Genomic DNA, 23,280 nt, shown 5'->3' with positions numbered 1-23,280 from the left:
GGCCACGCACCCCGTCCGCAGCAGGAGCCCCCCGATGACGTCCGCCTCCACACCGCCGCCGCCCCACCCCGCACCCTCCGAGGTGCGGCTCCGGCTCGCGGCCCAGCCGCGCCAGGGCCGCACGGCACGCCGGATCGACGGGGCGTGGTGGCCCCGTTCCTACGACCTGACCACGGAACTGCCCGGGCTGCTCGGCGTGCTGCCCCGGGCCTGGGGCCGGATCAGCAGCGTCCTGGTCAACGGGGACGTCTGGCCGTCCTGCCCGGAGCGGATGCTCGTCGCCGGGCAGGCCGTCCACGTGGGCCGGAAGGACTCGCCGACCGCCCCGCACACGGTCTGCCTGCTCGCCCCCGGCCGCGGCCGCTGGGACCTGCTGGTGGTCCCGCCCGGCACGGCGGAGGCGGAAGCCGGCCGTCTCATGGCACGGGCCGTCGAGCAGGGCGCCTGACTACCGCGCGATCAGCACCAGGGCGAGCGCGACCAGCGCCGGGACCGTCTGGACGAAGAGGATCTTCCGGCTGGCCGTGGCGGCGCCGTACACCCCCGCGATCGCCACGCACACCAGGAAGAACACCGAGACCTGGAAGCCCACCGGGTCGGACGCCACCGCGCCCCACACCAGTCCGGCGGCGAGGAAGCCGTTGTAGAGGCCCTGGTTGGCGGCCAGGGCCTTGGTGTCGGTGGCGAACTCGGCGGTGGTGCCGAAGGCGGCGCGGGCCCGGGGCGTGGTCCACAGGAACATCTCCAGCACCAGGATGTAGGCGTGGAGCGCGGCGAGGGCCAGCACCGCGAGCGTGGCGAGGGTCGACATGCGCGCATCATCGCAGCCCCGGCCTGCCGTCCCCGTCCCGCCCTCCTCGCCCCGCCGTCTTCGTTCGGCCTTCCTCGTTCGGGCCGTCCCGGGAGGCGGCGCGGGGTGCCGGATGGGAGATTGCGGGCAGTGGAAGGCCGGGCACGGGCCGTCGCGTCCCCGCGTGTGCCGCTCGGGAGCCCGGTCCGGCCTTCCCGCCTGCCGGTGCGGCGGGTCAGTAGCCGATCCGGAACGTCGCGTCCGCGCGGTCGGTGGCGGTGGCGACGGGGTCGATGCGCAGGGCGTAACCGGAGTGGCGGAGGTACCGGTCCGGGTAGTTGTGCGAGCGGAACGACGTCCAGGAGGAGTCGGCCAGCCCGGGGACCTTGTGGAACGTGGCGTCCTGGGCGAACGCGGACGTCCCGTCCGGGGCGTCCAGCCGCAGGGCGTAGCCGTAGTGCCGCAGGTAGCGGTCCGGGTAGTTGACCGACTGGAAGGACACCCCGGAGGCGTCGGCGAGGCCCGGGACGAGCTTCCACTGGGAGTCGGTGTACGGGGCGAGGGGGTAGGGGTCGATCCGGCCCGCGAAACCGGCGTGGCGGACGTAGCGGTCGGGGTGGTTGTACGACTTCAGCCGGTTCCAGGCCGGGGCTCCCCAGTGGGCGAGGAGGTTGTCGTACTGCGTGCCCGTGAGCGGGGCGATGCTGCCGTGCTTGGAGTTCAGGGGTTGCGTGTAGCGGCGCTGGTCGACCGGTGTCCAGGTGCCGGAGGCGAGGTCGGTGGTCTGCCAGGCGTAGAAGACGCCGTTCGGCGTGTACGTGTCACCCCAGAGGTACCAGGTGCCGGTGGAGTGCGACCGCACGAGGATCGGCGCCTCGGTGCCGCCGTGGGCGACCGGGGTGCTGAAGACCTGCCAGCTGCCCGGGGCGAGGGTGGCGGAGCGGGCGCCGACCAGGGTCTGCTTGGAGCTGTCCTTGAAGTACATGTAGTGCGTGCCGCCGACGCCGAGGGCGAAGCTGCCGTCGATCACGTCGTAGCCCGGGTCGAAGAAGACCTGGGGCGTGGAGACCGTGCGGAAGTCGGTCGTGTAGTTGACCATCAGCACGTTGTGGCCGCTGGAGTTCACGGACGAGTAGACGATCCCGTACTGCCCGCGCGAGGCGTCCCAGAAGGCCTCCGGGGCCCAGCTGTGGGTGGCCATGTCGTGCAGCTTCAGCAGCCGGTAGCCGGTGAGGGAGCGCAGGTCGGCCGAGTCCCAGACGTGGATGTACTGGCTGTTGCGGTTCCAGTCGGTGCCCTTGAGGTCGGTGGCCAGTACGGCGAAGGTGCCGTCCTGCTTGCGCAGGATGAACGGGTCGCGCAGGCCGCCCGCGCCCTGGGTGGGGGTGACCACCGGGTTGTTCTGGTTGAGGGGGGTCCACTCCAGGCCGTCGAGGCTGACGGCGAGGTGCAGGCCGTAGGCGGTGCCGGCGCCGAGGTTGGTCGACTCGGTGAAGTAGCCCATCACGTACGCCGGTCCGGTCGCCGCTCCGGCCGCGCCGGCGCCCAGGGCCAGGTCGGTGGTGAGTGCGAGCGGCAGGGTCGCGGCCATGCCGAGGACGTGGCGGCGGGAGGGTCTGCGGGGGGAGGTCATGGCGGCTCGGCCTTCCGTCGGGGGGTACGGAGCGAAGCGGTGCGGGGGCAGGGCATGCGAAATCGCCGTTTGAAATACCGAACGTGGTTCGGCAATTCGGCCAGACCGTAGGGCCGTCGACCGCACGGCGTCAATGACCCGGACGCGAACTCCCGCTCGCCGAAGGCCCTACGGCGCGAGAGCCTTGCGCAGGGTGTGCAGGCACAGGGCCAGGGCGGAGTGCTTGGACGTGCCGGTGGTGCGGGCCTGCTCCCAGGCCGAGTAGAGCAGCGCCCACACCAGGTTGCGGACCCACTCCTCGTCCAGCTCGCGGTCGATGCTGCCCTCCGCGTGGCCGCGGCGGACCGTGTCCAGGAAGCGCCGGTCGGCCTCGGTCTCCTCGTCCCAGCCGGACCAGTTCGTCAGCTGCGGCGTCTCGAACATCAGCGTGAGGCCGTCGCCGAGCTCGAAGTACTCCTGGCAGAGCCGCTCCAGGGCCTTGGCGGCCGGGCCGTCGTCCAGACGGGCCCGCTCGGTGGCCGCCGCGACCTTCTCCAGGACGTCGGCGCCGATGGCCGCCAGCAGGTCGGACCGCTCGGGGAAGTACCGGTGGACGGTCGTACGCCCCACGCCCGCCGCCGCCGCGACGTCGCCGAGCGACGCGGTCGGGTCGCCGGCCAGCAGGGCGACGGCGGCGTCGACGATCGCGCGCCGTGTGCGTGCCCGTGTTCCGCTCTCGGCCGCGACGCTCCGGTCCTCACCCATGCGCATACGGTAGCGCGCTCCTCCATGACGAAAATCCCTTGACCGTTATGGAACAGTGGTGTTCCATTCGGCGGCATGACTGTTCCGAAAGGCACGTCTCGCACGGTGTCCGTCCCGCGGCTGCGCATCCTCTGGTCGTTCGCCCGGCCGCACAAAGGCGCCCTGGCGCTCGCGCTCGTCCTCGCCCTGGTCGGGTCCGGGATGGGGCTGGCCACGCCCATGGTCACGAAGGGAGTGCTGGACGCGCTCGGCGGATCCGCGTCGCTGCGGGGGCCGCTGCTGGCCCTGCTGTTCCTGCTGGTCGTCGGCAGTGCCGTCACCTACTGGCAGTGGACGCTGATCGGCGCCCTCGGGGAGCGCGTGGTGCTGCGGGCCCGCGAGTCCATGGTGCGGTGCTTCCTGCGGGCCACCGTCACCGCCGTCACCCGGCGCCCGCCCGGTGAACTCGTCACCCGCGTCACCTCCGACACGGTCCTGCTGCACCAGGCCGCCACCGGCGCCCCGGTCGGCCTGATCAACGCCGTGGTCATGCTCGTCGGGACCCTGGCCCTCATGGCGGTCCTCGACCTGGTGCTGCTGGGCACCGTCGCGGCGGCCGTGCTGGTGGTCGGCGTGCTGTTCGCCGTCCTGATGCCCGGGATCGCGACCGCGCAGCAGCGCGCCCAGGACCACCTCGGGCGGCTCGGCGGCAATCTGGAGGGCGCGCTGCGCGCGATCCGGACGGTCAAGGCCGGCCGCGCCGAGGACCGCACGGCCGAGCGCATCGTGGCCGACGCCCGCACCTCCGCCGAGCACGGCGTCCGCGCGGTCCGCCGCGAGGCCCTCGCCTGGACGATCGCGCTGGCCGGCATCCAGCTGGCGATCATCCTGGTGCTGGGCGTCGGCGCCTGGCGGGTCGCCGAAGGGACCCTGGAGGTCTCCGGCCTCATCGCATTCCTGCTCTACGCGTTCGGCCTGATGGACCCGATCAGCGAACTCAGCCAGAACGTCACCGCGCTCCAGTCAGGCATCGCCGCGGCGGAGCGGATCCGGGAGACGGACGACCTGGAGTCGGAGACGGACGACGACGCCCGCGTGCCGGTGCCGGCGCGCCCGGCCGCCCCGGCGGACGACATCCCGGTGCTGGAGCTGCGCGACGTCACCGCGGCCTACGGCCCCGACGCCGAACCGGCGGTGCGCGGCGTCGGCCTCGCGATCCCCCGGCGCGGGCACACCGCGATCGTCGGGCCCTCGGGGGCGGGCAAGACGACCCTGTTCTCGCTGGTGCTGCGCTTCCTGGAGCCGACCGGCGGCGAACTGCTGCTGGACGGCCGCCCCTACCGCGAGCACACCCACGACGAGATCCGCACCCGCCTGGCCTACGTCGAGCAGGACACCCCGGTCGTGCCCGGCACGATCCGCGACAACCTGCTGCTGGCCCGCCCCGACGCGACGGACGCGGAGCTGCGAAGGGTCCTGCGCGAGGTACGGCTGGCCGAGAAGATCGACGCCCTGGACGAGGGACTCGACACGCCCCTGTCCGGCGCGGCGGTCTCGGGCGGCGAGCGACAGCGCATCGCCCTGGCCCGGGCCCTGCTGCGCACGCCGGACGTGCTGCTCCTGGACGAGGCGACGGCCCAGCTGGACGGGCTGACCGAGGCCGCCGTCCAGGAGTGTGTCCGGGCCCGCGCGGCCGGCGGCGCCGTCGTCACGATCGCGCACCGGCTGTCGACCGTGATCGACGCGGACACCATCGTGGTGATGGAGGCGGGCCGCGTCCGCGCCCGGGGCAGCCACGCGGAACTCCTCGCCACGGACGCGCTGTACCGCGAGCTGGTGGAGGCCCTGCGCATTGCCGCGGACCCGCAGTCGGTGTGACGGGGCCGGGCGGCGGGTGGCCGGTGAGCGACCGCCGGGCCGGGGGTGAAGTCGGCCGCGTCCGGAGGGCGTTGACCACGATCCAGCCGACGCACGGCCGGTTTTCGATCACCCCCTGGGGGGATGTGGCGCCCGCCCGCTCCCCACGACGATGATCCCCGACCTTTCGAACAAGAAGTACGCGCGATCCGACGTACTCGAGCTCCGACGTACTGGAGCTCGGACGTACTGGAGCTCCGACGTACTCGAACACCGGCGTACTCGAACACCAAGGAAGGGGAAGGCCGTTGCGCATCGCCCGGCTTCTCGGCACCGTCCTGGGCACCACGCTGCTGACGACCACCGCCGTACTGACCGCGCCCGCCCAGGCCGCACCGTCCGCACCACCGTCCACGTCCTTAGGACGCGGCTCCCTGGACGAGGCCGCGCTCCAGGAGTCGCTGGACGCCGCGCACGAGGCGGGCCTGTACGGCGTCTTCTCCGCCGTGCGGGACGGCCGCGAGCGGTGGACGGGCGCCTCCGGGCTGGCCGACGTGGCCACCGGGCGCCCCGTCACCCCGGGCATGCGGCAGCGGGTGGGCAGCATCAGCAAGACCTTCACCGCCGTGGCCGTGCTCCAGCAGGCCGAGCGCGGCCGGATCCGGCTCGACGCGCCCGTCGCCGACTACCTCCCCGACCTGATACCCGGCGAGCGCGGCCGGGAGATCACCGTCCGGATGCTGCTCAACCACACCAGCGGGATCGGCGACCACGTGATACCCGCCTTCCCCTCCCTCCTGCAGAACTCGCCGGCCAGCCTCGACGAGGAGCGCTTCCGCTCCATCCCGCCCGAGGAACTGGTCCGGCTGGGCCTCGCCGCCCCCGCCACCGGCCGCCCCGGCGAGGTGCCCGGGACGTACTCCAACACCAACTACGTCATCGCCGGGCTGCTGTTGGAGAAGGTCACCGGCCAGGACGCCGACGCGTACGTCACCCGCCACGTCATCGACCGGGCCGGGCTGCGCCACACCTACCTGCCGCGCACGCCGTACCTCAAGGGCCCGCACCCGCGCATGTACGAGGCGCTGTACGGCCTGATCGACCCGCCCCGCGACTACAGCGTCTACGACATGTCCTGGATCCGCTCGGCGGGCGCGGTCGTCTCCACCATGGACGACGTGAACCGCTTCTACCGCGCCCTGCTCGGCGGGAAGCTGGTCGGCGAGGCCGCCCTCGGCGAGATGATGCGCACGGTCCGCGTGGGCGGCATGGAGTACGGCCTCGGCATCTACACGGTGGAGCTGCGCGGCTGCGGCCGCTTCTGGGGCCACAACGGCGCGGTGTTCGGCGCCGGCACGTTCGCCCTGACCAGCCAGGACGGCAAGCGCCAGGTCGCCTTCGCGCAGAACCTGATGAAGTACCAGAGCCTCGACGAGAACGGCCGCCCGCTGCCGCACCCGATCGACGACGCCCTGAGCCGGCACGCCGTCCGCGCCCTCTGCCCGGACACCGGCACGGCCGCTCCCGCGACGCGGGACGCCCGGGGCGCGCTGTCCGAACTGCTGCCCGGAATCGACCATTCTCAGTTGACCAGCAGCCTCAAGTTTGATCAGGTGTCTCCCTAGTCTTGTTCGATTCTGATCGAGCGATGTCTGGCTCCCAGGGGGGGAGCTTGTGACGAGTTGGGGAGTTTCCTTGATGCATCACGATTCCGTTGTGCCGCGCCGCGCCGGCTTCCGGCGCGGCGCGGCCGCGCTGGCCTTCGTGGCCCTGACGGCCGGCACGGCTCTGTCGGGCGCGCCGGCCGCCACGGCCGCCGGCAGCGAGGTGCTCGCCGGGAAGACCTGCACGCCGACGGCGGGCTTCTCCGGGTGCCGGCTCTTCGATCCGACCGGTGCCCGCGAGGAGTTCCAGGTCCCGGCCGGCGTCACGGCGCTGGACGTGCGGGCCTGGGGCCAGGGCGGCGAGAGCAACCCCCACGCCAACGGCGGCGCGGGCGGCTACACCGCGGGCTCGCTCGGCGTCACGCCCGGGGAGCGGCTGTCGGTCGCGGTCGGCGTGCAGGGCTTCGGTGACGCGCTCGGCGGCAAGGGCGGCGGCCCGAACGCCGCCGTCGGCGGCAACAGCAGCGGCGTCCGCACGAGCAACGGCACGCCGCTGCTCATCGCCGCCGGTGGCGGCGGCGGTGGGTACGGCTACGGCGAGACCGGCCAGGGCGGCCCCGGTGGCGGTGAGCGCGGCCAGGACGACACCGAGTCCGAGCGCGGCGGCAAGGGCGCGGCCGGTGCCAACGGCGGCGCGGGCGGCGGCAACGGCTCCTCGGGCGCCGACGCGTCCGGCGGCGGCAAGGGCGGTGCGGGCGGCTCCGGTTCCGGCGGCGAAGGCGGGGGCGGCGGCGCCGGCTACGCGGGCGGCGGCGGTGGCGGCGGTGCCGACGAGGAGCGGGGTACCGTCGGCAGCGGCGGGGGCGGCAGCAGCTACGTCGACCCGGACCGGGTGACCGGCGCCCGACTGCTCAGCGGCCAGCGCACGGTGCCCCCCGCGAAGGACGACCCGTTCTGGCAGGGCTCCGGCGAGCCGGTGCGCGGCGGTATCGGCGAGGGCGGCGTCAACACCGACCGCTCCGGCCACGGCCGCGTCGTCTTCCAGTGGAAGACCCCGGCGATCGCGGAGCTGGTCCAGGTCTCCGGCGCCGACCAGACCACACAGCCGGGCGGCGGCGCCGACCCGGTGGCCGTGGTGGCGCGGGACAAGGCGGGCAACCCGGTCGAGAACGCCTCCGTCACCTTCACCATCGAGGACCCGGACAAGCTGGGCGCCTACTTCTACCTCAAGGGCGGTGCCGACACCACGAAGCTGGCCGTGCCGACCGACGCGCGGGGCCGTGCCCAGTCCCCGCTGATCGAGTCGGGCGGCAGCTCCCGGGAGGGCGAGTTCGCCATCCGCGCGGAGGTCGACGGCGTGTCGACGCTCTTCACCGTGACGGTGAAGAAGTCGGCCTACGTCGTGTCCGTGGCGGGCGGTGACGACCAGCGGGCCGAACAGGGCGAGGACTTCGCCGAGGCACTGACGGCCAAGGTGGTCAAGTCCGGTGCCGCGGCACCAGCCGGCACGGAGGTCGAGTTCCGTGTCGAGGACGACAGCGAGGACGCGCCCCGCTTCGAGGGCGGCGAGCAGGTCGTCCGCGTGAAGACCGACGAGCAGGGCGAGGCCACGGCGCCGGCCCTGACCGCCGGCGAGGGCACGGGCACCTACACCGTCGCCGCGTCGGTCGGCGACGCCATGGCCCAGTTCGCCGTCGAGGTCGTCGCCGGTGACGGCTCCGGCGACCCGAGCCCGGACCCCTCCGGCTCCCCGAGCCCCTCGGCGACCCCGAGCCCCTCGCCCAGCGCCGGCGCGGACACCTCCGGCACGACCGGCGGCACCGGCGGCTCCAGCACGGGCGGCACGTCGACGAACCTCGACTCCGGCAGCCTCGCCTCCACGGGCGCCGGCGGCATCGGCCTGCTGCTCGCGGCGGCGGCGGGTCTGGCCGCGGTGGGCTTCGCGGCCTTCCGGTTCGGTCCGCGTCTGCGGCTCCGCTCGCGCGACAACGGCTGATGCTCCACCGGCGCGACCGCGCCTGACGTAGCGTCATCTCACTGCCCGCACCCGGTTCGCCGGGTGCGGGCAGTCGGCGTTCCGGGTGGCTGATTCCCGTCCCTCGGGTTCATGTTCATGAATTGAAATCATGTACGGGTCTATTGACGCGTCCACGGCAGGCTCTTACGTTGCGGCCAGAAAGCGCTTGCCCCCGTTCGGCACCCCACCTCTTGGAGACGAACGATGAGACGAACGATGCAACTGAGACCAGTGATCGCGTCCGCCGGCCTGCTGGCCGGCACCCTCGTCGCGGTGTCCGGCCCCCCGGCCCAGGCGGCGACCACCCGGTACGAGGCCGAGGCCTCGCCGTCGGTCTGCACGGGCACCATCGACTCGGACTGGGCCGGGTTCTCCGGCAGCGGCTTCTGCAACGGCGACAACGGCACCGGCGGCTACGCCCAGTTCACGGTGAACGCGTCCGCCGCCGGCACGGCGACGCTGCACATCCGCTTCGCCAACGGCACGACCACCGCACGGCCCGCGAACATCACCGTGAACGGCACGACGGCCGGCACGGCCTCCTTCGAGGGCACCGGCGCGTGGAGCACCTGGGCCACCAAGACGCTCACCGTGCCGGTGCGGGCGGGCGCCAACACCGTCCGCCTCGGCCCGACCACCTCCGCCGGCCTGCCCAACGTCGACTACGTCGACGTCGAGACGGGCGGCAGTGAACCGCAGCCCACCGGCCCGGTCCTGTACGTCGCGCCGAACGGCACCGACGGCGCCGCCGGCACCCAGTCCGCCCCGACGACCCTCACCTCCGCGATCAGCCGCATCTCCGCCGGCGGCACCATCTACCTGCGCGGCGGCACGTACCGCCACTCCCAGACCGTCACCATCCCGGCGGGCAGGAACGGCACGGCGGGCGACCGCACGGAACTGTTCGCCCACCCCGGCGAGACACCCGTGCTGAACTTCTCCGCCCAGAGCGAGGACCCGGCCAACCGAGGCCTCGCCGTCAACGCCTCGTACTGGCACGTCAAGGGCATCGTCGTCGAACGGGCCGGCGACAACGGCATCTTCCTCAGCGGCAGCAACAACGTCATCGAGCGCACGGTGACCCGCTTCAACCGCGACTCCGGGCTCCAGCTCTCGCGCGCGCTCTCCAGCACGCCGAAGGACCAGTGGCCGTCCAACAACCTCATCCTCAGCGCGGAATCGCACGACAACGCCGACTCCGACGGCGAGGACGCCGACGGCTTCGCCCCGAAGCTCACCGTCGGCCCCGGCAACGTCTTCCGCCACACCGTCGCCCACCACAACATCGACGACGGCTACGACCTGTACACCAAGTCCGACACCGGCCCCATCGGCGCGGTGACCATCGAGGACTCCCTCGCCTTCGGCAACGGCACCCTCAGCGACGGCTCCCAGGCCGGCAACGGCGACCGCAACGGCTACAAGCTCGGCGGCGAGGACATCGCCGTCCCCCACGTCGTGCGCCGCAACATCGCCTACGGCAACGGCAAGCACGGCTTCACCTACAACCGCAACACCGGCACGATGCAGATCTCGGACAACGTCGGCGTCGGCAACGAGCAGCGCAACTTCAACTTCGACTCCGGCAGCACGTCGGTGTTCCGCACCAACACCTCGTGCGACAGCGGCTCCAACGACCGGATCATCGGCGACTCCGACGGCTCGAACCAGTTCTGGTCCGGCACGAACGGCTCCCGCTGCTCCTCCTACGCCGGTGCCCTGCGCTGGTCCTTCGCCTCGGACGGGCGGCTCGTGGTGACGTTCGGCGGCGCCCAGTAGCCTGGACGCATGGCTCCGGCACACAACGCCCTGCCGCACTCCTTCCTCTGACGCGGCGGTGAGGACGGCGACGTGGACCGCTCACGTCGCCGTCCTCGGCGTGTCCGCAACCGGCCGCCACCGACGCCCCGCCGAGGGCGCCGCGGCCGGACGCGGGCGCCGACGACTCACCGTCCACCGCCCGCGCGGCCCCGCGCCCCGTCGCGCCGCGCCGCGCTCCGAGGAGCACCCATGCCACCCCTGCCCACGGGCACCGGCCGACGCCGCCCGTCCGACCGGCTGCTGACGATCCTGACCTGCCCCCTGTGCGGAGCCGGCCTCGAACGCGCCGACGGCGCCCTGCGCTGCCCCGGCCGGCACACCTTCGACCTCGCCCGCCACGGCTACGTCAGCCTGCTGACCGGCCGGTCGCGGGCGACGAGCGCCGACTCCGCCGACATGGTCCGCTGCCGCGCCGCCTTCCTCCGCGCCGGGCACTACGACCCGCTCGCCCGCACCCTCGCGGACCTCGCCACCGAACTGGCCCCGCCCGACGCCACCGTGCTGGACGCCGGCGCGGGCACCGGCCACTACCTGGCCGCCGTCCTGGACGCCCTCCCCGGCGCCCTGGGCGTCGGCCTGGACACCTCCGCCGCCGCCCTGCGCGCCACCGCCCGCGCCCATCCCCGCGCGGAGGCCGCCGGCTGGGACGTCTGGCGGCCGTGGCCCGTCCGCACCGGCTGCGCCCACCTCCTGCTCAACGTCTTCGCACCCCGCAACGGCCCGGAGTTCCACCGCGTCCTGCGCCCGGACGGCGCCCTGCTCGTCGTCACGCCCACCCGCCGGCACCTGCGCGAACTGCACGAGCCGCTCGGGCTGCTGGCGGTCGACGCCAGGAAGGAGGAACGCCTGCGCCGCACCCTGTCGGCCGGCTTCCGGCCCGGCCGCCCGGAGCCGCTGGAGTACGCCATGACCCTCACGGCCGAGGACGTCACCGGCCTGGTGGCCATGACCCCCACCGCGCACCACCTCGACACCGAGGAACTGCGGCACCGGGTCGCCGGGTCGGGGACACCGGTGCGGGTGACCGCCTCGTTCCTCGTGTCGGTGCACCGGCCCCGCCGGACCGGTCAGTAGCCCCTGCGGGCGATGTGCCCCTGTTGCGCCGCCGTGAGCGTACGGACCATGAGGGCGGCGGCCACCGCCGCGGCGATGATCACCAGGTCGGCGGCGAGCAGGGGCAGGACGCCGGTGTAGGCGCGGGCGATGACCTCGTCGTGGGAGTCGGAGTAGACGAGTCCCACGCCGCCGGCCAGGCCGGCCAGCCACAGGCCCCACCACCAGTTCACGACGGACGGCAGCCGCCGGTCGGGGAAGACCGACCGGTGGACGTCCGCGACGATGCCTCGGGGTATCCAGAGGTTCCCGACGGGCACGATCCAGCCCAGGAAGAGCCAGTGGTACCCGTAGCGCGGTTCCGTGCCCGACAGGGCCCGGGCGTTGTCCCGCACGCGGTCCAGCCAGAGCAGGAACGCGACCGCGCACACGGCCGTGACGGCGCTGCCCAGGGACGCGACCAGGTGGTAGGAGTCCTCCAGCGCGGTCAGGGGGCGGTGCACTCCGCCGCCCTGGTCCGGCGGTCCCGACGCCGGCTGCCCGGCGCGGGCGAGCCGGACGTGCCACACCGCCCGGGCCGCCCAGGCGAGCGAGGCGAGCCCGAGGCCCACGACGGCACAGCGGGCCGCGCCGCCGATCGGGCGCAGGGCGGGAGCGGGAGCGGCGGGAGGGGTTTCCTGATCGGTCACCCGGTCATCCTGTCGTACTCAGGTCCGAAGCCCGGCCCGCCCCGTCCCACCGCACCTCCAGGACGTGGTCGACCGCGTCCCGGTCGAGGGGGCCGAAGACGTGCGGGAACAGGGTGTCGCCGCCGACGCCGGGCGGCGGGGCGGGGGCCGCCGCCTCCCACTCCACCCGCGCGGTGAGCCGCGCCTCGTCGAGGGCGAGGACCAGCAGTGGCCTGGGCGCGTCCCGGTAGAAGGCGTTGACGACGGCCAGCGTGGTCGCCTCGTCGGGGGAGCAGTGCACGAAGCCCTCCTCTGCGAGGGAGGCGGGGGCGTAGGGCCGGTCGGGGGCGGTGTTCCAGTCGGTCTGCGGTACGACGTGATAGATCATGGCCCCCGTTATAGACCCCGGTCCGGTGTCACAGGCCCAGGGCGGCGACGGTCCGCCGGGTCGCCTCGGCGATCACGGCGTCCGACGGCTCGGCGTCGCGGCCGGGGCGGTCGGTCATCACGGCCAGGACGAGCGGCTCGGCGCGGGGCGGGTGGACGACCGCGATGTCGTTGGCCCGGCCGTAGTCGCCCGTGCCGGTCTTGTCGGCGACCTTCCAGCCCCGGGGGAGTCCGGCCCGGATGCGGCGGGCGCCGACGGCGGTGGCGTTGCGGGAGAGCCAGTCCATGAGCAGCGCGCGGTCGCGGGCCGGGAGGGCGGTGCCCAGCAGGAGCCGGTGGAAGTCGGTGGCGATCGCCCGCGGGGTGGTGGTGTCGCTGGGGTCGTCCGGCGGGACGTCGTGCAGTTCGGGCTCGTAGTGGTCCATGCGGCTGACGTCGTCGCCGAGCCGGCGCAGGTAGGCGGTGAGTGCCGCGGGGCCGCCGATGTCGCGCATCAGCAGGTTGCCGGCCGCGCCGTCGCTGAAGCGGACGGCGGCGTCGCAGAGTTGGCGGAGGGTCATGCCGGTCGCGAGGTGCCTGCCGGTGATCGGGGTGGTGGAGCGCAGGTCGGCGCGGGTGTAGGTGACGCGCCGGTCGATGTCGTGCGGGGAGCGGTGGTGCAGGACCGCCGCGGCGGCCAGGGCCTTGAAGGTCGAGCAGAACGCGAAGCGCTCGTCGGCGCGGTGCACGACCGTGGCGCCCGTGCCGGTCGCGAGGGCGTGCACCCCGATCCGGGCGCCGTACGCGCGCTCCAGGTCCGCCAGCCGGGGGCGGTGTACCGGCGGGCGGCTCGGCGCCGGGGCGGACCGGGTGGCCGGGGCGGACCGCCCGGCGCGGTCGGCGGGCGGGTCGTCCGTGCCGCAGGCGGCGAGGGGGAGCAGGGTCGCGGCGGCCAGGAAGGCGCGGCGGGTGGAGGCGGACCGGTCGGCGGACATGCGGGGTGCTCCATTCACTGCGGTTTTCACCGCGGTTTCCACTGCGGTTTCAGCGGGGTTGTCGCTGCGGTCTCGCTCGCCGTCACTCGGGGTCGCCGGGCACGGCGGCCAGCAGGCCGCGCACGACCGGCCCGGCGGAGCCGCCGCCGGTGACGCCCTCCTCGACGACGCAGGCGACGGCGACGTTGCCGCGGTGGGCGACGAGCCAGCCGTTGTTGTCCTGCTCGTCGGACACCTCGGCGGTGCCGGTCTTGGCGCCGATCTCGCCGGGCAGGTCGGCGAGGATCTTCGCGGTGCCGTCGGTGACGGTGGCCCGCAGCATCTCGCGCAGCCGCGTGACGACGTCCTTCGGCAGCGGTGTCGTCTCGGTCGTGTCCTCGGTGCCGTCGGTGAGCGAGGGCTGGTGGAAGGTGCCGGAGACGGCTGTCGCGGTGACGGACGCCATGATCAGCGGGTTGGCCTGCACGCGGCCCTGCCCGATCATCGAGGCGGCCTTCTCCGTCTCGTCCTTCGGCACCGGCACCGCGCCGTCGTACGAGGGAGCCCCGATGTGCCACTCCTGGCCCACGCCGAAGTAGGTGCGGGCCACGTCGCCCAGCTCCCCGTCGTCGAGCCGGTCGCGCAGGCTGATGAAGGCGGTGTTGCACGACTCGGTGAAGTCCTTGCGGAAGGTGGCGCCCGGATGCTCGGACAGCTCCACGTTCTGGAACCGCTTGCCCACCGTGAGGTACTTGGGGCAGTCCACGACGTCGTCCGGCGCGACGGCGTCCTTGAGCAGCAGGGCGCTGCTGGTGACGACCTTCCAGGTGGAGCCGGGCGCGTAGGTGCCGGAGAGGGCGCGGTTGAAGCCGGAGGACGGGGAGTTGGCGACGGCCAGGATCTCGCCGTCGTCGACGCGCAGGGCGACGAGCGCGGCGTTCCTGCCGTCGGCGTGGGCGGCGAGGGCCTTCTCGGCGGCGGCCTGCCAGTCGGCGTCGAGGGTCGTGCGCACGGGGCCGTCGTCCCGGACGGTCCGCGCGCCGAACGTGGCCTCCGTGCGCTCCACCTTCCCGGTGGCCCGGTCGACCAGGCGGATGGCGCCGCGCGCGCCCGAGCCGGTGCTGTCGCCTCCGCCGAGCCGGGTCATGAGGGGCGCGAGGGAGGGGTACGCGTCGCCGGTCATGGTCGTCCCCTGCCGGTCGATGACCTCGGGGGGCTTCGTCTCCTCCCGTTCCAGGCGGAACTTCTCGGTGTCGCTGAGACGCGGGTGGACGAGGGACAGTGTCCAGTCCACCTTCCAGGAGCCGTCGCCCTGCTCGCGCAGCGGCAGCTCGGACCGGTACGTCCACGTGCCGAGGCCGGTGACGGGCATCCTGGCGGTGAACGGGACGGTGATCGTGCCGTCCTCGGCCTCGGCCGGGGACCCGGCCGTGAGCCTGGGCCCGTCGATGTCGAGTCCGGCGGTGAAGCTGTCCAGCACGCGCTCGGCCGTATCCGGGTTGGTCGTACGGCCCGCCGCGCTCGGCATGCGGCCGGCGGCCCAGTCGGCGAGGAAGGCACGGGCCTGCTTCCCCGCGGCGGGGTCGGGCCCGGTGTCCCGCGCGAAGGGCCCGAGTCCGGCCGCGTACGCCCCGCCCGCGACGGCGGCGAGCACCACCGCCCCGGCGACGACGGCCCGCGGGGCCCTGCGGCGCGGTCGCGCTGTGCCGGTGGTGACGCCCGTGTGGTCGGCATGAGTGTCCATGCACCGAGGACAGCAGCGGCTCGGCATCCTGTCCAAGACCGGTATCGGTGTCGGATCAATATCCAGTCGATATGATCGCTGCTCGTGGACCTGGTGCGGCACCTGGAGTGCTTCGTGGCTGTTGCAGAAGAGTCACACTTCGGCCGTGCCGCGGCTCGCCTGGGCATGGCCCAGCCGCCCCTCTCGCAGCGCATCCAGCGCCTGGAGAGGCACCTGGGCGTCCGCCTCTTCGAGCGCACGAGCCGTCAGGTGACCATCACCGAGGCCGGGTCGCTGCTGCTGGCCGAGGCGCGGGAGGTGCTGGCCCGCTCCGAGGCGCTGATGGCCACCGCGCGCCGCATCCGCGACGGCGAGACCGGCCTGCTGCGGGCCGCGCTGCCCCCGGACCTGTCCGGCCGGACGGTCGCCGCGCTGCTGGCGGGCTTCACCGAGGGCGCCGCCGGCCTGGAACTGGAACTGCACGAGCTGTCCACCGCCCAGCAACTGGCCGCTTTCGCCGCGCACGAGCTGGACGTCGGGCTGATCCACCACCCCTGCGACGTCTCCGGCCTGGAGCTCGGCCCGGTGCTGCGGCGCGAACTGGGCGTGCTGCTGCCGGGCGACGCGGCGCCGGCCGGGCTGCCCTCGGTCCCGCTCGCCTCCCTCACCGGCCACGACCTGATCCTCTTCCCGCGCCCCGCCGCCCCCGCCGTCTACGACGACCTGCTGACCACCTGCGCCCGCAACGGCTACACCCCGCCCGCCGTCCGCCACGCCCAGGGCGCCAGCTTCGTCCGCGGACTGGTGCTGTCGGCGCGGGCGGTGGCCTTCGGCCCGCGTGACGCGCACGGCGACGGGGCGGAGGACCCCGGCCAGGGCCCGGACTCCAGCGTCGTCTGGCGACCCCTCACCGGGGCGCCGCTCGCCCTGCGGCACTCCGTCGCCTGGCCCGAGGGGCGCGGTGACCCCGCCGTGGCCGCCTTCGCCGGGGCCGCGACGCACGCGCTGCGCACCACCGCCGGCGCGACCCCCGACCTGCCCTCCCGCCCGCTCCATCTGCGCCCGGCCTCGGAGTACTGGCTGTGACCGACGCCCTCGCCCGCATCCACGCGGCCTTCGCCGACGCCGGGGTCACCGGCCGGCTGCACGCCGTCGACATCGACACCGGCGCGCAGCTCGACGCCGGTGCGGACCAGCCGGTGTGCACCGCCAGCGTCCACAAGCTGTGTCTGCTCGTCGCGCTGCACGAGCAGGCCGCGGCGGGGACCCTGGACCTCACCGAGCAGGTGGACTGCCCGCCGGAGGGCCGCACCACCGGACCGACGGGGCTCGCCGCCATGCTCGACGGCGCCCGGCTGTCCCTGCGGGACCTCGCGTACCTGATGATGGCCGTCAGCGACAATGCCGCCGCCGACCTGCTGCTGGGGCGCGTCGGTCTCGATGCCGTCAACCGCACCACGGCCCGGCTCGGGCTCACCCGCACCCGCGCCGTCCACACCTTCGGCGAACTCCTCGCCACCATCAAGGAGGACGCCGGGCCCGGTGGTGCCGGGGCGCTCGCCGACCCGCACGTCGTCACCCGGCTCCGCGCGCTCGACCCGGCCCGCACCAACCGCAGCACCCCGCGCGACATGACCCGGCTGCTCGCCGCCGTCTGGCGCGACGAGGCGTGCCCGCCCGAGCACGGCGCGGCCGTCCGCCGCCTCCTGGGGCTCCAGGTGTGGCCGCACCGCATGGCCTCCGGCTTCCCCTTCGACGACGTGCACGTCGCGGGCAAGACCGGCAGCCTGCCGACCGTGCGCAACGAGGTCGGCGTCGTCGAGTACCCCGACGGGGGCCGCTACGCCGTCGCCGTCTTCACGCGCACCGCCCGGACCTCCGCGCTGCTGCCCGCCGCCGACGCCGTCATCGGCACGGCGGCCCGCCTGGCCGTGGACGCCCTGCGCGCTCCCTGAGGCACCGCGCGGCCCGCCGCTCGCTCAGAGCTGGAACTCGGCGGGATTCACCCCCAGCGCCGCGCAGGCCTCGCGCAGGACCATCGCCTCGGCCTGGGAGAAGTGGCCGTCGGCACCGGCGATGACCATGCCGGTCTGGATCACCGCCCGGGCCTCGGTCGGCTTCTTGGCGGCCTTGGCGATCTCCTGCATCGCCTCGGCCTTGCCGTGCTGGAAGTTGTGCGTGAGCTGGTCCACGTGCTTGTTGAAGCGCTGGCGCAGCTGCTCCGGCGGGAAGTTCTGCAGGACGTCGTTGCTCAGGATCATCGACTCGACCTGCTGGCGCTCGGCCGGATCCACCGTCCCGTCGGCCGCCGCGACCAGGGCGCACACCGCCATGCTCGCGTCCCGGTAGGCACCGCTCTTCAACTCGTTCTTCAGCGAGCCGAGCTGCGTCTTCAGCAGGCCGACCAGCTGGGCCTTGCTCCCGCCGCCGGACCTCGTCCCGCCGCCGTGTCCGCCACTGTGCCCGCCGGGCGTCGCGCCTCGCCCGGCCTGACCCTGCTGGAGAGCCTTGGCCTGGTCCTTGAGCCGGTCCCACACTGCCATTGCCGCCACCTCGGTATTCGTCAGCATCAACTGGCGCACTCGCTCACGCGCGCACACCCGTCCAACGCCCGGCCCACGGGCAAAGGTTCCGCAAAACGAGTCCTTCTCACCCTGAATTGACCTTCCGCGGCTACCGTCCGCCCTGGCCGACAGGCCGACAGGGAAGAGGCGAGGAACATCGTGGGCGGACATCTGCCGGAGCCGACCGTCGGGCGGCTGCTGGGATCGTGGCGGTGGGACGTCCCCGCGCTGGTGCTGGTCGTGGTGCTGGGCGGGCTCTACGTGTGGGGCGTCGCGCGGGTGCGCGGGCGGGGCGGGACCTGGCCGCTCGGACGCCTCGCCGCCTTCGTGGTGCTCGGGCTGGGGACCGTCGTCGTGGCCACGATGTCCGGCCTGGCCGTCTACGACCACGAGCTGTTCTGGCCCGCCGCCGTGCAGAACGTCGCGCTCGACCTGCTCGCGCCGCTGGGCCTCGCCCTCGGCGACCCGCTGCGGCTCGCGGTCGAGGCGCTGCCCGGGCGCGGGGCGCGGCGGGTGCGGCGGGCACTGACCGGCCGCCTGGTCCGGGTAGTGACGTTCCCGCTGGTCAGTACCGTCCTGGTACTGGCCACGGAGCTGTCCGTCTACCTCACTCCGTACTTCGCCACCGCCCTGCGCGTGGGCTGGCTGCACGAGCTGATGTACCTGCACCTGCTGGCGGCGGGCTGCCTCTTCGTCCTCCCGGTGCTCACCCGCGAGCAGGCCCTGCCCGCCTGGTGCACCCACCCCGTGCGGGCGGCCCTGGTCTTCGTGGACGGCGTGGTCGACGCGCTCCCGGGGCTGGTGGTCATGACGCACGGCACGCTGATCGCGGGCGCGTGGTACCTGCACCACGCGCCGCCCTGGTCCCCCGACGTCCACCACGACCAGCAGATCGGCGGCGGCGCCATGCTGGGCGTCTCCGAACTGGTCGCGCTGCCGTTCCTGTTGACGGTCCTCGCCCAGTGGGTGCGGGCCGAGCGCGCCCAGACCGCCGTACTGGACGCCCGGCTGGACGGCGAACTCGTACCGGCCGCCCGCCCGGCCGGCGCGGCAGGGGCTCCCGAACTGGTCCGGCCGTGGTGGGAGACCGAGGCGGGCGAGGTGGCGGAACGGGTGCGGCGGCAGGGGACGGGCGGCTGAGCCGGGCCCCGGGATGGGCGGTTGAGCCGGGTCCGGGCACGGGCGGCTGAGCCGGCCCGGCGCGCCGGTCACCCGCTGTCGGCCGCCGACCGCTGGTCCGTGGCGGGACGGGCCCCCGTCGGGACGGACTCCGCCGAGGTCGGGACGGCCGAGGGTGCGCGGGACGGGGCCGTCGTACCGGTCGGCTCGCCGGGGCCGCGGGTGGCGGGGCCGGCCGTGCGGGGACTCTCGCTGCCGGGGCGGGGGCTCTCGGTGCCGGGCCGCGGCGAGTCCGCGGCCGGTGCGCGGGACTCGGACGGGCGCGGCTCCGGGGTGGGGGACGCCGAGGGGGCGGGCGGTGCCGTGCGCGTGGGCGGGGCCATGGGGATCGTCGGGGTCGCGGGACGCTCCGGTGCCGTGTGGCGCAGCGGCAGGGCGATGAGGGCGGCCACGGCGCAGCACACACCGGCTCCGGCCACGGTGCGCAGCAGGCGCCGGCGGGAGGCCCTGCGGCGGACCGCCTCGAACCGGCCGGGCGGCGCGCCCAGGTAGTCGGGGGAGGAGGGGCGCAGGATCACGGCGAGCGGGTCCTCGGGGCCGGTCCCCGCGTCGCCCGGGTCGTCGTCAAGGCGTGTGGTCAAGGCTTCTCCTCAGGTGGACGCGGAGCAGTTCCCGGGCCGCGTGCAGGTCGGCCTTGACGGTTCCTTCCTTGCGTCCGGTGAGCACGGCCACCTCCCGGATCGGCATGTCAGCGTAGTAGTGGAGGAGGATCGGGACGCGCAGTCGCTCCGGCAGCGACTGCACGAGCAGCCGCACCGACGGGTCGGCCTGTTCGGGGTGGGGGCGTACGGCGGCTTCCGAGGTGACGCGGTGCAGGGCCCGGCGCTCGCGCTCCAGTTTGCGCCAGTGGTCCCGGACGAGGTTGGCCGCGGTGACGTAGAGGAAGCCGCGGGGCTCCTCCACCTTCGTCCAGCGGGCCCAGAGCCGGGTGAACGCCTCGGAGGCGATCTCGTGCGCCGTCTCGTCGTCGTCGACGAGACGGCGGCACCAGCCGGCGAGGCGCGGGTAGAGGGCGGCGAACAGCTCGGACGCGGCCTTCTCGCGGGACCGTTTCAACGCTCTCCAGGGGTGGGGGACCCGGCGCCGCGCAGCGCGGCGAACACGATCACGTTGTCCGCGTATCCCTCGTCGGTCCGCGCTCCGCCGCACGTGATCAGCCGCAGCTCCGGTCGGTCCACGTTCCCGTAGACGTCGTCCGCCGGGAAGTCGTTCTTCGGGACCGTGCGTACGGCCGTGACGGCGAACTCCGCCGCCGTGCCGTTCTCCAGGCGCGCCACGATCCGCTCGCCGCGGCGCAGCCGGGCCAGGTGGCGGAAGACGCCGTCGCCGTACCGGCCGACCGTGACGTGGCCGAGGATCACCGACGGGCCGGTCCGGCCGGGCGGCGGCGAGTGCCGGTACCAGCCCGCCCGGTCGTCGGCGGTGACCGGCGGCACCTCCACCGTGCCGTCCTCGGCCAGCCCCAGCCGGATCACCGGGGTGTCGACGCCGATCGCCGGGATCAGCAGCCGGACCGGGACTGAAGGGGCCGCGGAGCGCCTGCGCCCGGCCGTGACCGGTGGGGGCGCCGTCCGGGAGGCGCCCCCGTGCGTCGCGGAGCCGCCGCCGCAGGCCGTCACCAGGGACGCCAGCGCCCCGGCCGTGAACACGCGCCTGGGGAACGCGTTCCTGGAAACCGCGCGCTGGGAGAAGGCGCGCCCGGAGAACGCGGTCATGCCCCGGTGGCCCGGCGGCGGCGTACGACGAAGACCGTGCCGCCGCCGACGGCGAGCACCGCGGCGGCACCCGCGCCGATCGCCGTGCCGTCGCTCCCCGACCCCTGGGACGCCGTCGTCACGCCGGTGTCGGGCGCGCCGCTCGGCCGGACGGAGACCTGGTCCTCGGCCGGTGCCGGGGTCGGCTCGGCACTCTGCGCCGGTGTCCGGGTCGGTTCGGCGCCGGGCGCGGGGCGGGCCGGTTCGGCGCTGGGCGTCGGTACGGCGCTCTCCGCCGGTCGGGCGGTGGGCGCCCCGGACGCCGGGACCGGGCTCGGGGCCGTCGTACCGCTCGCGAAAGCGGGCCCCGTGCCCATCAGGACGGCGGTGCCCGTGAGGGCCAGGACGCTGAGGACGGTTCGGCGCATGGAGTCGCACTCCCAGTTCGGGTGACAGGTCGTGCGGAGAGACGAGGCGGGGACCGGGCGGGTTGTAAAGAGATGGCAAAGTCGCCCGGGAGGAAGGCGGGTGCCGCCCTGTCGACGTCCTGTCGACGCCGGGGGCCGGTCCGGCGCACGATGGCCTCCCGACGCGCAGGGCCCCGGAAGGGATGGCCCCTTGACCGGCCCGTTGACCTCCTCACCCGTCTTCTCCACACCCGGCTTCCCCACCGTCCCCCGCATCGCCGACGTCGTCATCGTCGGCGGGGGCGTGATGGGCACGAGCATCGCGCGCGGTCCCCGGCTCACCCAGGAGCCGCCGCCCCGTCAGGCGCCCTCCGTGCCGGACGGCCTGCGCAGCAGCCCCCGTTCCATCGCCACCACCACCGCCCGCGTGCGGTCGTTGACGTCGAGTTTGGCGAACAGGCGGAGCAGGTGGGTCTTCACCGTGGCCTCCGAAATGACCAGGCGGCGGCCGATCTCGGCGTTGGTGAGGCCGTCCGCGACCGCGTCGAGGACGTCCTCCTCGCGGGCCGTGAGCGGGATCTGGACGGGCTGGCGCATGCGGGCGACCAGGCGTTCGGCGACCCGGGGAGCCAGCACGGTCTCGCCGCGTGCCGCCGCGCGGATCGCGTCGGCCAGCTGCTCGCGGGTGGTGTCCTTCAGGAGGTAGCCGATCGCCCCGGCCTCCACCGCGCGCTCGATCTCCGCGTCGGTGTCGTACGTCGTCAGGATCAGCACGCGGGTGTGCGGGAAGCGCGTCACGATCTCGGTCGTCGTGGCGACTCCGTCCAGTACCGGCATCCGCAGGTCGACCAGGGCGACGTCCGGCCCGTGGCGTTCGACGAGGGTGAGGGCGGCGCTGCCGTCGCCCGCCTCGCCGACGATCTCGATGCCGGTGTCGGAGGCGAGGAGGGCCACGACGCCGGCCCGCATGACCGTGTGGTCGTCCGCGATGACCACCCGGAGCGGTCCCTCGGTCATGCCCGCACCCCCAGGGGGATCAGCGCCTGCACCCGTGTCCCGTCGCCCACCGAACTCGTCACCGTCAGCCTCCCGCCCAGCTCCGCCAGCCGCTTGCGCATGCCGTCCAGGCCGAAGCCCGTCGACTCCTCCACCACGAACCCGGTCCCGTCGTCGGTGATCTCCAGCTCCACGCCGTACGGCTGCCGGGCCAGGACCACCCCGACCGTGGAGGCGCGGGCGTGCTTGCGCACGTTGGCCAGGGACTCCTGGGTGCAGCGCAGCAGCGCGATCCGGGTCTGCTGGTCGCACTCCAGGTCGGCCAGGTCGGCGTCGACGGTGAGGCCGGTGTCCTCGGCGAAGCGGTCCAGGATGCGGCGGAGGGTGCGGGCCACCGGACCGGCGGCCGCCTGGCCGGGCCGCTGGGCCGAGCCGACCAGCTCCCGGGCCTCGGCGAGGTTCTCCCGCGCGGTGGACTCGATCGACCGCAACTGCTGCGCAGTGCGGGCCGGTTCGGAGCCGAGGCCCGCCCGGGCCGCCTCGGCCAGCACGATGATCGAGGCGAAACCCTGGGCGAGGGTGTCGTGGATCTCGCGTGCCATGCGCTCCCGTTCGTCCGCCGCGCCCTGGCGCCGGTGCGCCTCGGTCAACTCGGCCTGGGCTTGCTCCAGTTCGGCGATCAGCTCGGCCCGCTCGGCGCTCTGCGCGACCACCGAGCGCGCCCACAGCCCGATCAGCGCCCCCACGGCGACGACGATCAGCGTGGACACGAGCGTCTCGGTGAAGAAGCCGATGCTCCAGCCGTCCTCCCGCAGCACGGACCCGGCCAGGGTCGCGCCCGTGGCGAGCCCCAGGAACACCATCGAGGCCCTCGGCGTCCGCCCGAACATCCAGTAGTGCGGCAGCGTCACCATGAACAGCGCCGCGTAGTTGCCCCGCAGATACGCCAGCCCGCCCAGCGCGACCACCAGCACCCACAGGTAGACGTGCGGCCGTACGACGGGGTTGTTCGGGAAGCGGTCCAGGACCGCGTAGCAGAGCACCATGCCGCCCAGCAGCGCCAGCGCCGCGTACTTGCTCCCGCCGGGCCGGTCGATGGCGACCAGCCCGACGGCCATCACGGCGAACAGCAGCCAGCACACCGTGTTCCAGCGGCGCAGTGACGTCGCCCAGAAGGCGTCGGCGGTGGACCCGGCGAGAGCGGTCATGAG

General features: G+C 74.2%; 23 protein-coding genes. 9 read left to right on the top strand and 14 right to left on the bottom strand.

Translation table 11 applies throughout. The annotated features are described in order from the left end of the window. The first annotated feature begins 34 nt into the window (after positions 1-34). Positions 35-448, top strand: a complete 414-nt coding sequence (locus ACSUPV_RS19695; protein WP_037762582.1) for a DUF5994 family protein — start codon at positions 35-37, stop codon at positions 446-448. On the opposite strand, the gene ACSUPV_RS19690 is transcribed toward ACSUPV_RS19695, so the two are convergent. The 3 genes from ACSUPV_RS19690 to ACSUPV_RS19680 form a co-directional block, all read right to left on the bottom strand. After that, positions 449-811 (bottom strand): DUF1304 domain-containing protein, encoded by a 363-nt coding sequence (locus ACSUPV_RS19690; protein ID WP_359790968.1) that lies wholly within the window; start codon positions 809-811, stop codon positions 449-451. Between the two features lie 214 nt (positions 812-1,025). Further along, positions 1,026-2,423 carry a glycoside hydrolase family 43 protein gene (locus ACSUPV_RS19685; RefSeq protein ID WP_436947980.1) on the bottom strand — a complete coding sequence of 466 codons (1,398 nt, stop codon included), beginning with the start codon at positions 2,421-2,423 and terminating at the stop codon, positions 1,026-1,028. A gap of 168 nt (positions 2,424-2,591) precedes the next feature. Continuing rightward, positions 2,592-3,167 carry a TetR/AcrR family transcriptional regulator gene (locus ACSUPV_RS19680; protein ID WP_031118060.1) on the bottom strand — a complete coding sequence of 192 codons (576 nt, stop codon included), beginning with the start codon at positions 3,165-3,167 and terminating at the stop codon, positions 2,592-2,594. Positions 3,168-3,242: 75 nt separating this feature from the next. Here ACSUPV_RS19680 and ACSUPV_RS19675 point away from each other — a divergent pair, with 75 nt between their 5' ends. From ACSUPV_RS19675 to ACSUPV_RS19655, 5 genes are all read left to right on the top strand, one after another. After that, positions 3,243-5,024, top strand: a complete 1,782-nt coding sequence (locus tag ACSUPV_RS19675) for an ABC transporter ATP-binding protein (RefSeq protein ID WP_436947979.1) — start codon at positions 3,243-3,245, stop codon at positions 5,022-5,024. Positions 5,025-5,311: 287 nt separating this feature from the next. After that, complete coding sequence (locus ACSUPV_RS19670; protein WP_436947977.1) at positions 5,312-6,628, top strand: serine hydrolase domain-containing protein; 1,317 nt, start codon at positions 5,312-5,314, stop codon at positions 6,626-6,628. 73 nt (positions 6,629-6,701) lie between these two features. Continuing rightward, a complete protein-coding gene (locus tag ACSUPV_RS19665; RefSeq protein ID WP_436947975.1) occupies positions 6,702-8,603 on the top strand; it encodes a glycine-rich protein in 1,902 nt (633 codons plus the stop codon). 237 nt (positions 8,604-8,840) lie between these two features. Next, positions 8,841-10,403 (top strand): carbohydrate-binding protein, encoded by a 1,563-nt coding sequence (locus ACSUPV_RS19660; protein WP_436947973.1) that lies wholly within the window; start codon positions 8,841-8,843, stop codon positions 10,401-10,403. Positions 10,404-10,634: 231 nt separating this feature from the next. After that, on the top strand, positions 10,635-11,519 hold the full coding sequence (locus ACSUPV_RS19655) for a putative RNA methyltransferase (protein WP_382617020.1): 885 nt from the start codon (positions 10,635-10,637) through the stop codon (positions 11,517-11,519). Here the strand turns inward: ACSUPV_RS19655 and ACSUPV_RS19650 are convergent. The 4 genes from ACSUPV_RS19650 to ACSUPV_RS19635 form a co-directional block, all read right to left on the bottom strand. Continuing rightward, a complete protein-coding gene (locus ACSUPV_RS19650) occupies positions 11,513-12,187 on the bottom strand; it encodes a DUF4328 domain-containing protein (RefSeq protein WP_031118053.1) in 675 nt (224 codons plus the stop codon). The genes ACSUPV_RS19655 and ACSUPV_RS19650 overlap by 7 nt on opposite strands. A 4-nt stretch (positions 12,188-12,191) precedes the next feature. Further along, complete coding sequence (locus ACSUPV_RS19645) at positions 12,192-12,554, bottom strand: DUF952 domain-containing protein (protein ID WP_031118052.1); 363 nt, start codon at positions 12,552-12,554, stop codon at positions 12,192-12,194. 28 nt (positions 12,555-12,582) lie between these two features. Further along, entirely contained in the window at positions 12,583-13,527 is a 945-nt protein-coding gene (gene bla / locus ACSUPV_RS19640; RefSeq protein WP_436947971.1) for a class A beta-lactamase, read from the bottom strand. A gap of 82 nt (positions 13,528-13,609) precedes the next feature. After that, complete coding sequence (locus tag ACSUPV_RS19635) at positions 13,610-15,250, bottom strand: penicillin-binding transpeptidase domain-containing protein (protein ID WP_436947969.1); 1,641 nt, start codon at positions 15,248-15,250, stop codon at positions 13,610-13,612. 114 nt (positions 15,251-15,364) lie between these two features. On the opposite strand from ACSUPV_RS19635, the gene ACSUPV_RS19630 reads away from it, so the two are divergent. Together ACSUPV_RS19630 and ACSUPV_RS19625 are read left to right on the top strand one after the other, a co-directional pair. Further along, on the top strand, positions 15,365-16,315 hold the full coding sequence (locus ACSUPV_RS19630) for a LysR substrate-binding domain-containing protein (protein ID WP_436947967.1): 951 nt from the start codon (positions 15,365-15,367) through the stop codon (positions 16,313-16,315). After that, complete coding sequence (locus ACSUPV_RS19625) at positions 16,312-17,184, top strand: serine hydrolase (RefSeq protein ID WP_436947965.1); 873 nt, start codon at positions 16,312-16,314, stop codon at positions 17,182-17,184. Before ACSUPV_RS19630 ends, ACSUPV_RS19625 begins: the two co-directional genes overlap by 4 nt. A gap of 24 nt (positions 17,185-17,208) precedes the next feature. Here the strand turns inward: ACSUPV_RS19625 and ACSUPV_RS19620 are convergent, their stop codons facing one another. Then, positions 17,209-17,772, bottom strand: a complete 564-nt coding sequence (locus ACSUPV_RS19620; protein WP_031118046.1) for a tellurite resistance TerB family protein — start codon at positions 17,770-17,772, stop codon at positions 17,209-17,211. A 177-nt stretch (positions 17,773-17,949) separates the two neighbouring features. On the opposite strand from ACSUPV_RS19620, the gene ACSUPV_RS19615 reads away from it, so the two are divergent. Next, positions 17,950-18,933 carry a cytochrome c oxidase assembly protein gene (locus ACSUPV_RS19615; RefSeq protein WP_436949916.1) on the top strand — a complete coding sequence of 328 codons (984 nt, stop codon included), beginning with the start codon at positions 17,950-17,952 and terminating at the stop codon, positions 18,931-18,933. 68 nt (positions 18,934-19,001) lie between these two features. Here ACSUPV_RS19615 and ACSUPV_RS19610 read toward each other — a convergent pair whose 3' ends face one another. The 6 genes from ACSUPV_RS19610 to ACSUPV_RS19585 all read right to left on the bottom strand — a co-directional run bounded on the left by ACSUPV_RS19610 (position 19,002) and on the right by ACSUPV_RS19585 (position 23,277). After that, positions 19,002-19,553: a hypothetical protein gene (locus ACSUPV_RS19610; protein ID WP_436947963.1), complete on the bottom strand. Its 552-nt coding sequence runs from the start codon at positions 19,551-19,553 to the stop codon at positions 19,002-19,004. Next, a complete protein-coding gene (locus tag ACSUPV_RS19605) occupies positions 19,537-20,028 on the bottom strand; it encodes an RNA polymerase sigma factor (protein WP_031118043.1) in 492 nt (163 codons plus the stop codon). The genes ACSUPV_RS19610 and ACSUPV_RS19605 overlap by 17 nt, the downstream gene beginning before the upstream one ends. Beyond that, positions 20,025-20,687: a class F sortase gene (locus ACSUPV_RS19600; protein WP_382617007.1), complete on the bottom strand. Its 663-nt coding sequence runs from the start codon at positions 20,685-20,687 to the stop codon at positions 20,025-20,027. Before ACSUPV_RS19600 ends, ACSUPV_RS19605 begins: the two co-directional genes overlap by 4 nt. Then, complete coding sequence (locus tag ACSUPV_RS19595; protein WP_359793933.1) at positions 20,684-21,094, bottom strand: sortase-dependent protein; 411 nt, start codon at positions 21,092-21,094, stop codon at positions 20,684-20,686. The genes ACSUPV_RS19600 and ACSUPV_RS19595 overlap by 4 nt, the downstream gene beginning before the upstream one ends. Positions 21,095-21,433: 339 nt before the next feature. After that, the gene (locus ACSUPV_RS19590; RefSeq protein WP_031118040.1) at positions 21,434-22,090 is read right to left on the bottom strand and encodes a response regulator; all 657 of its coding nucleotides are present in this window, start codon (positions 22,088-22,090) and stop codon (positions 21,434-21,436) included. Further along, complete coding sequence (locus tag ACSUPV_RS19585; RefSeq protein WP_436947961.1) at positions 22,087-23,277, bottom strand: sensor histidine kinase; 1,191 nt, start codon at positions 23,275-23,277, stop codon at positions 22,087-22,089. Before ACSUPV_RS19585 ends, ACSUPV_RS19590 begins: the two co-directional genes overlap by 4 nt. Positions 23,278-23,280: the final 3 nt, after the last annotated feature.

The organism is Streptomyces sp. SudanB52_2052, assembly GCF_964272415.1.
In the GTDB taxonomy this organism is placed as follows: Bacteria; Actinomycetota; Actinomycetes; order Streptomycetales; family Streptomycetaceae; genus Streptomyces; species Streptomyces olindensis.
The sequence above is the reverse complement of the archived record's forward strand: the minus strand, read 5'-3'. Positions and strand labels throughout refer to the sequence as shown.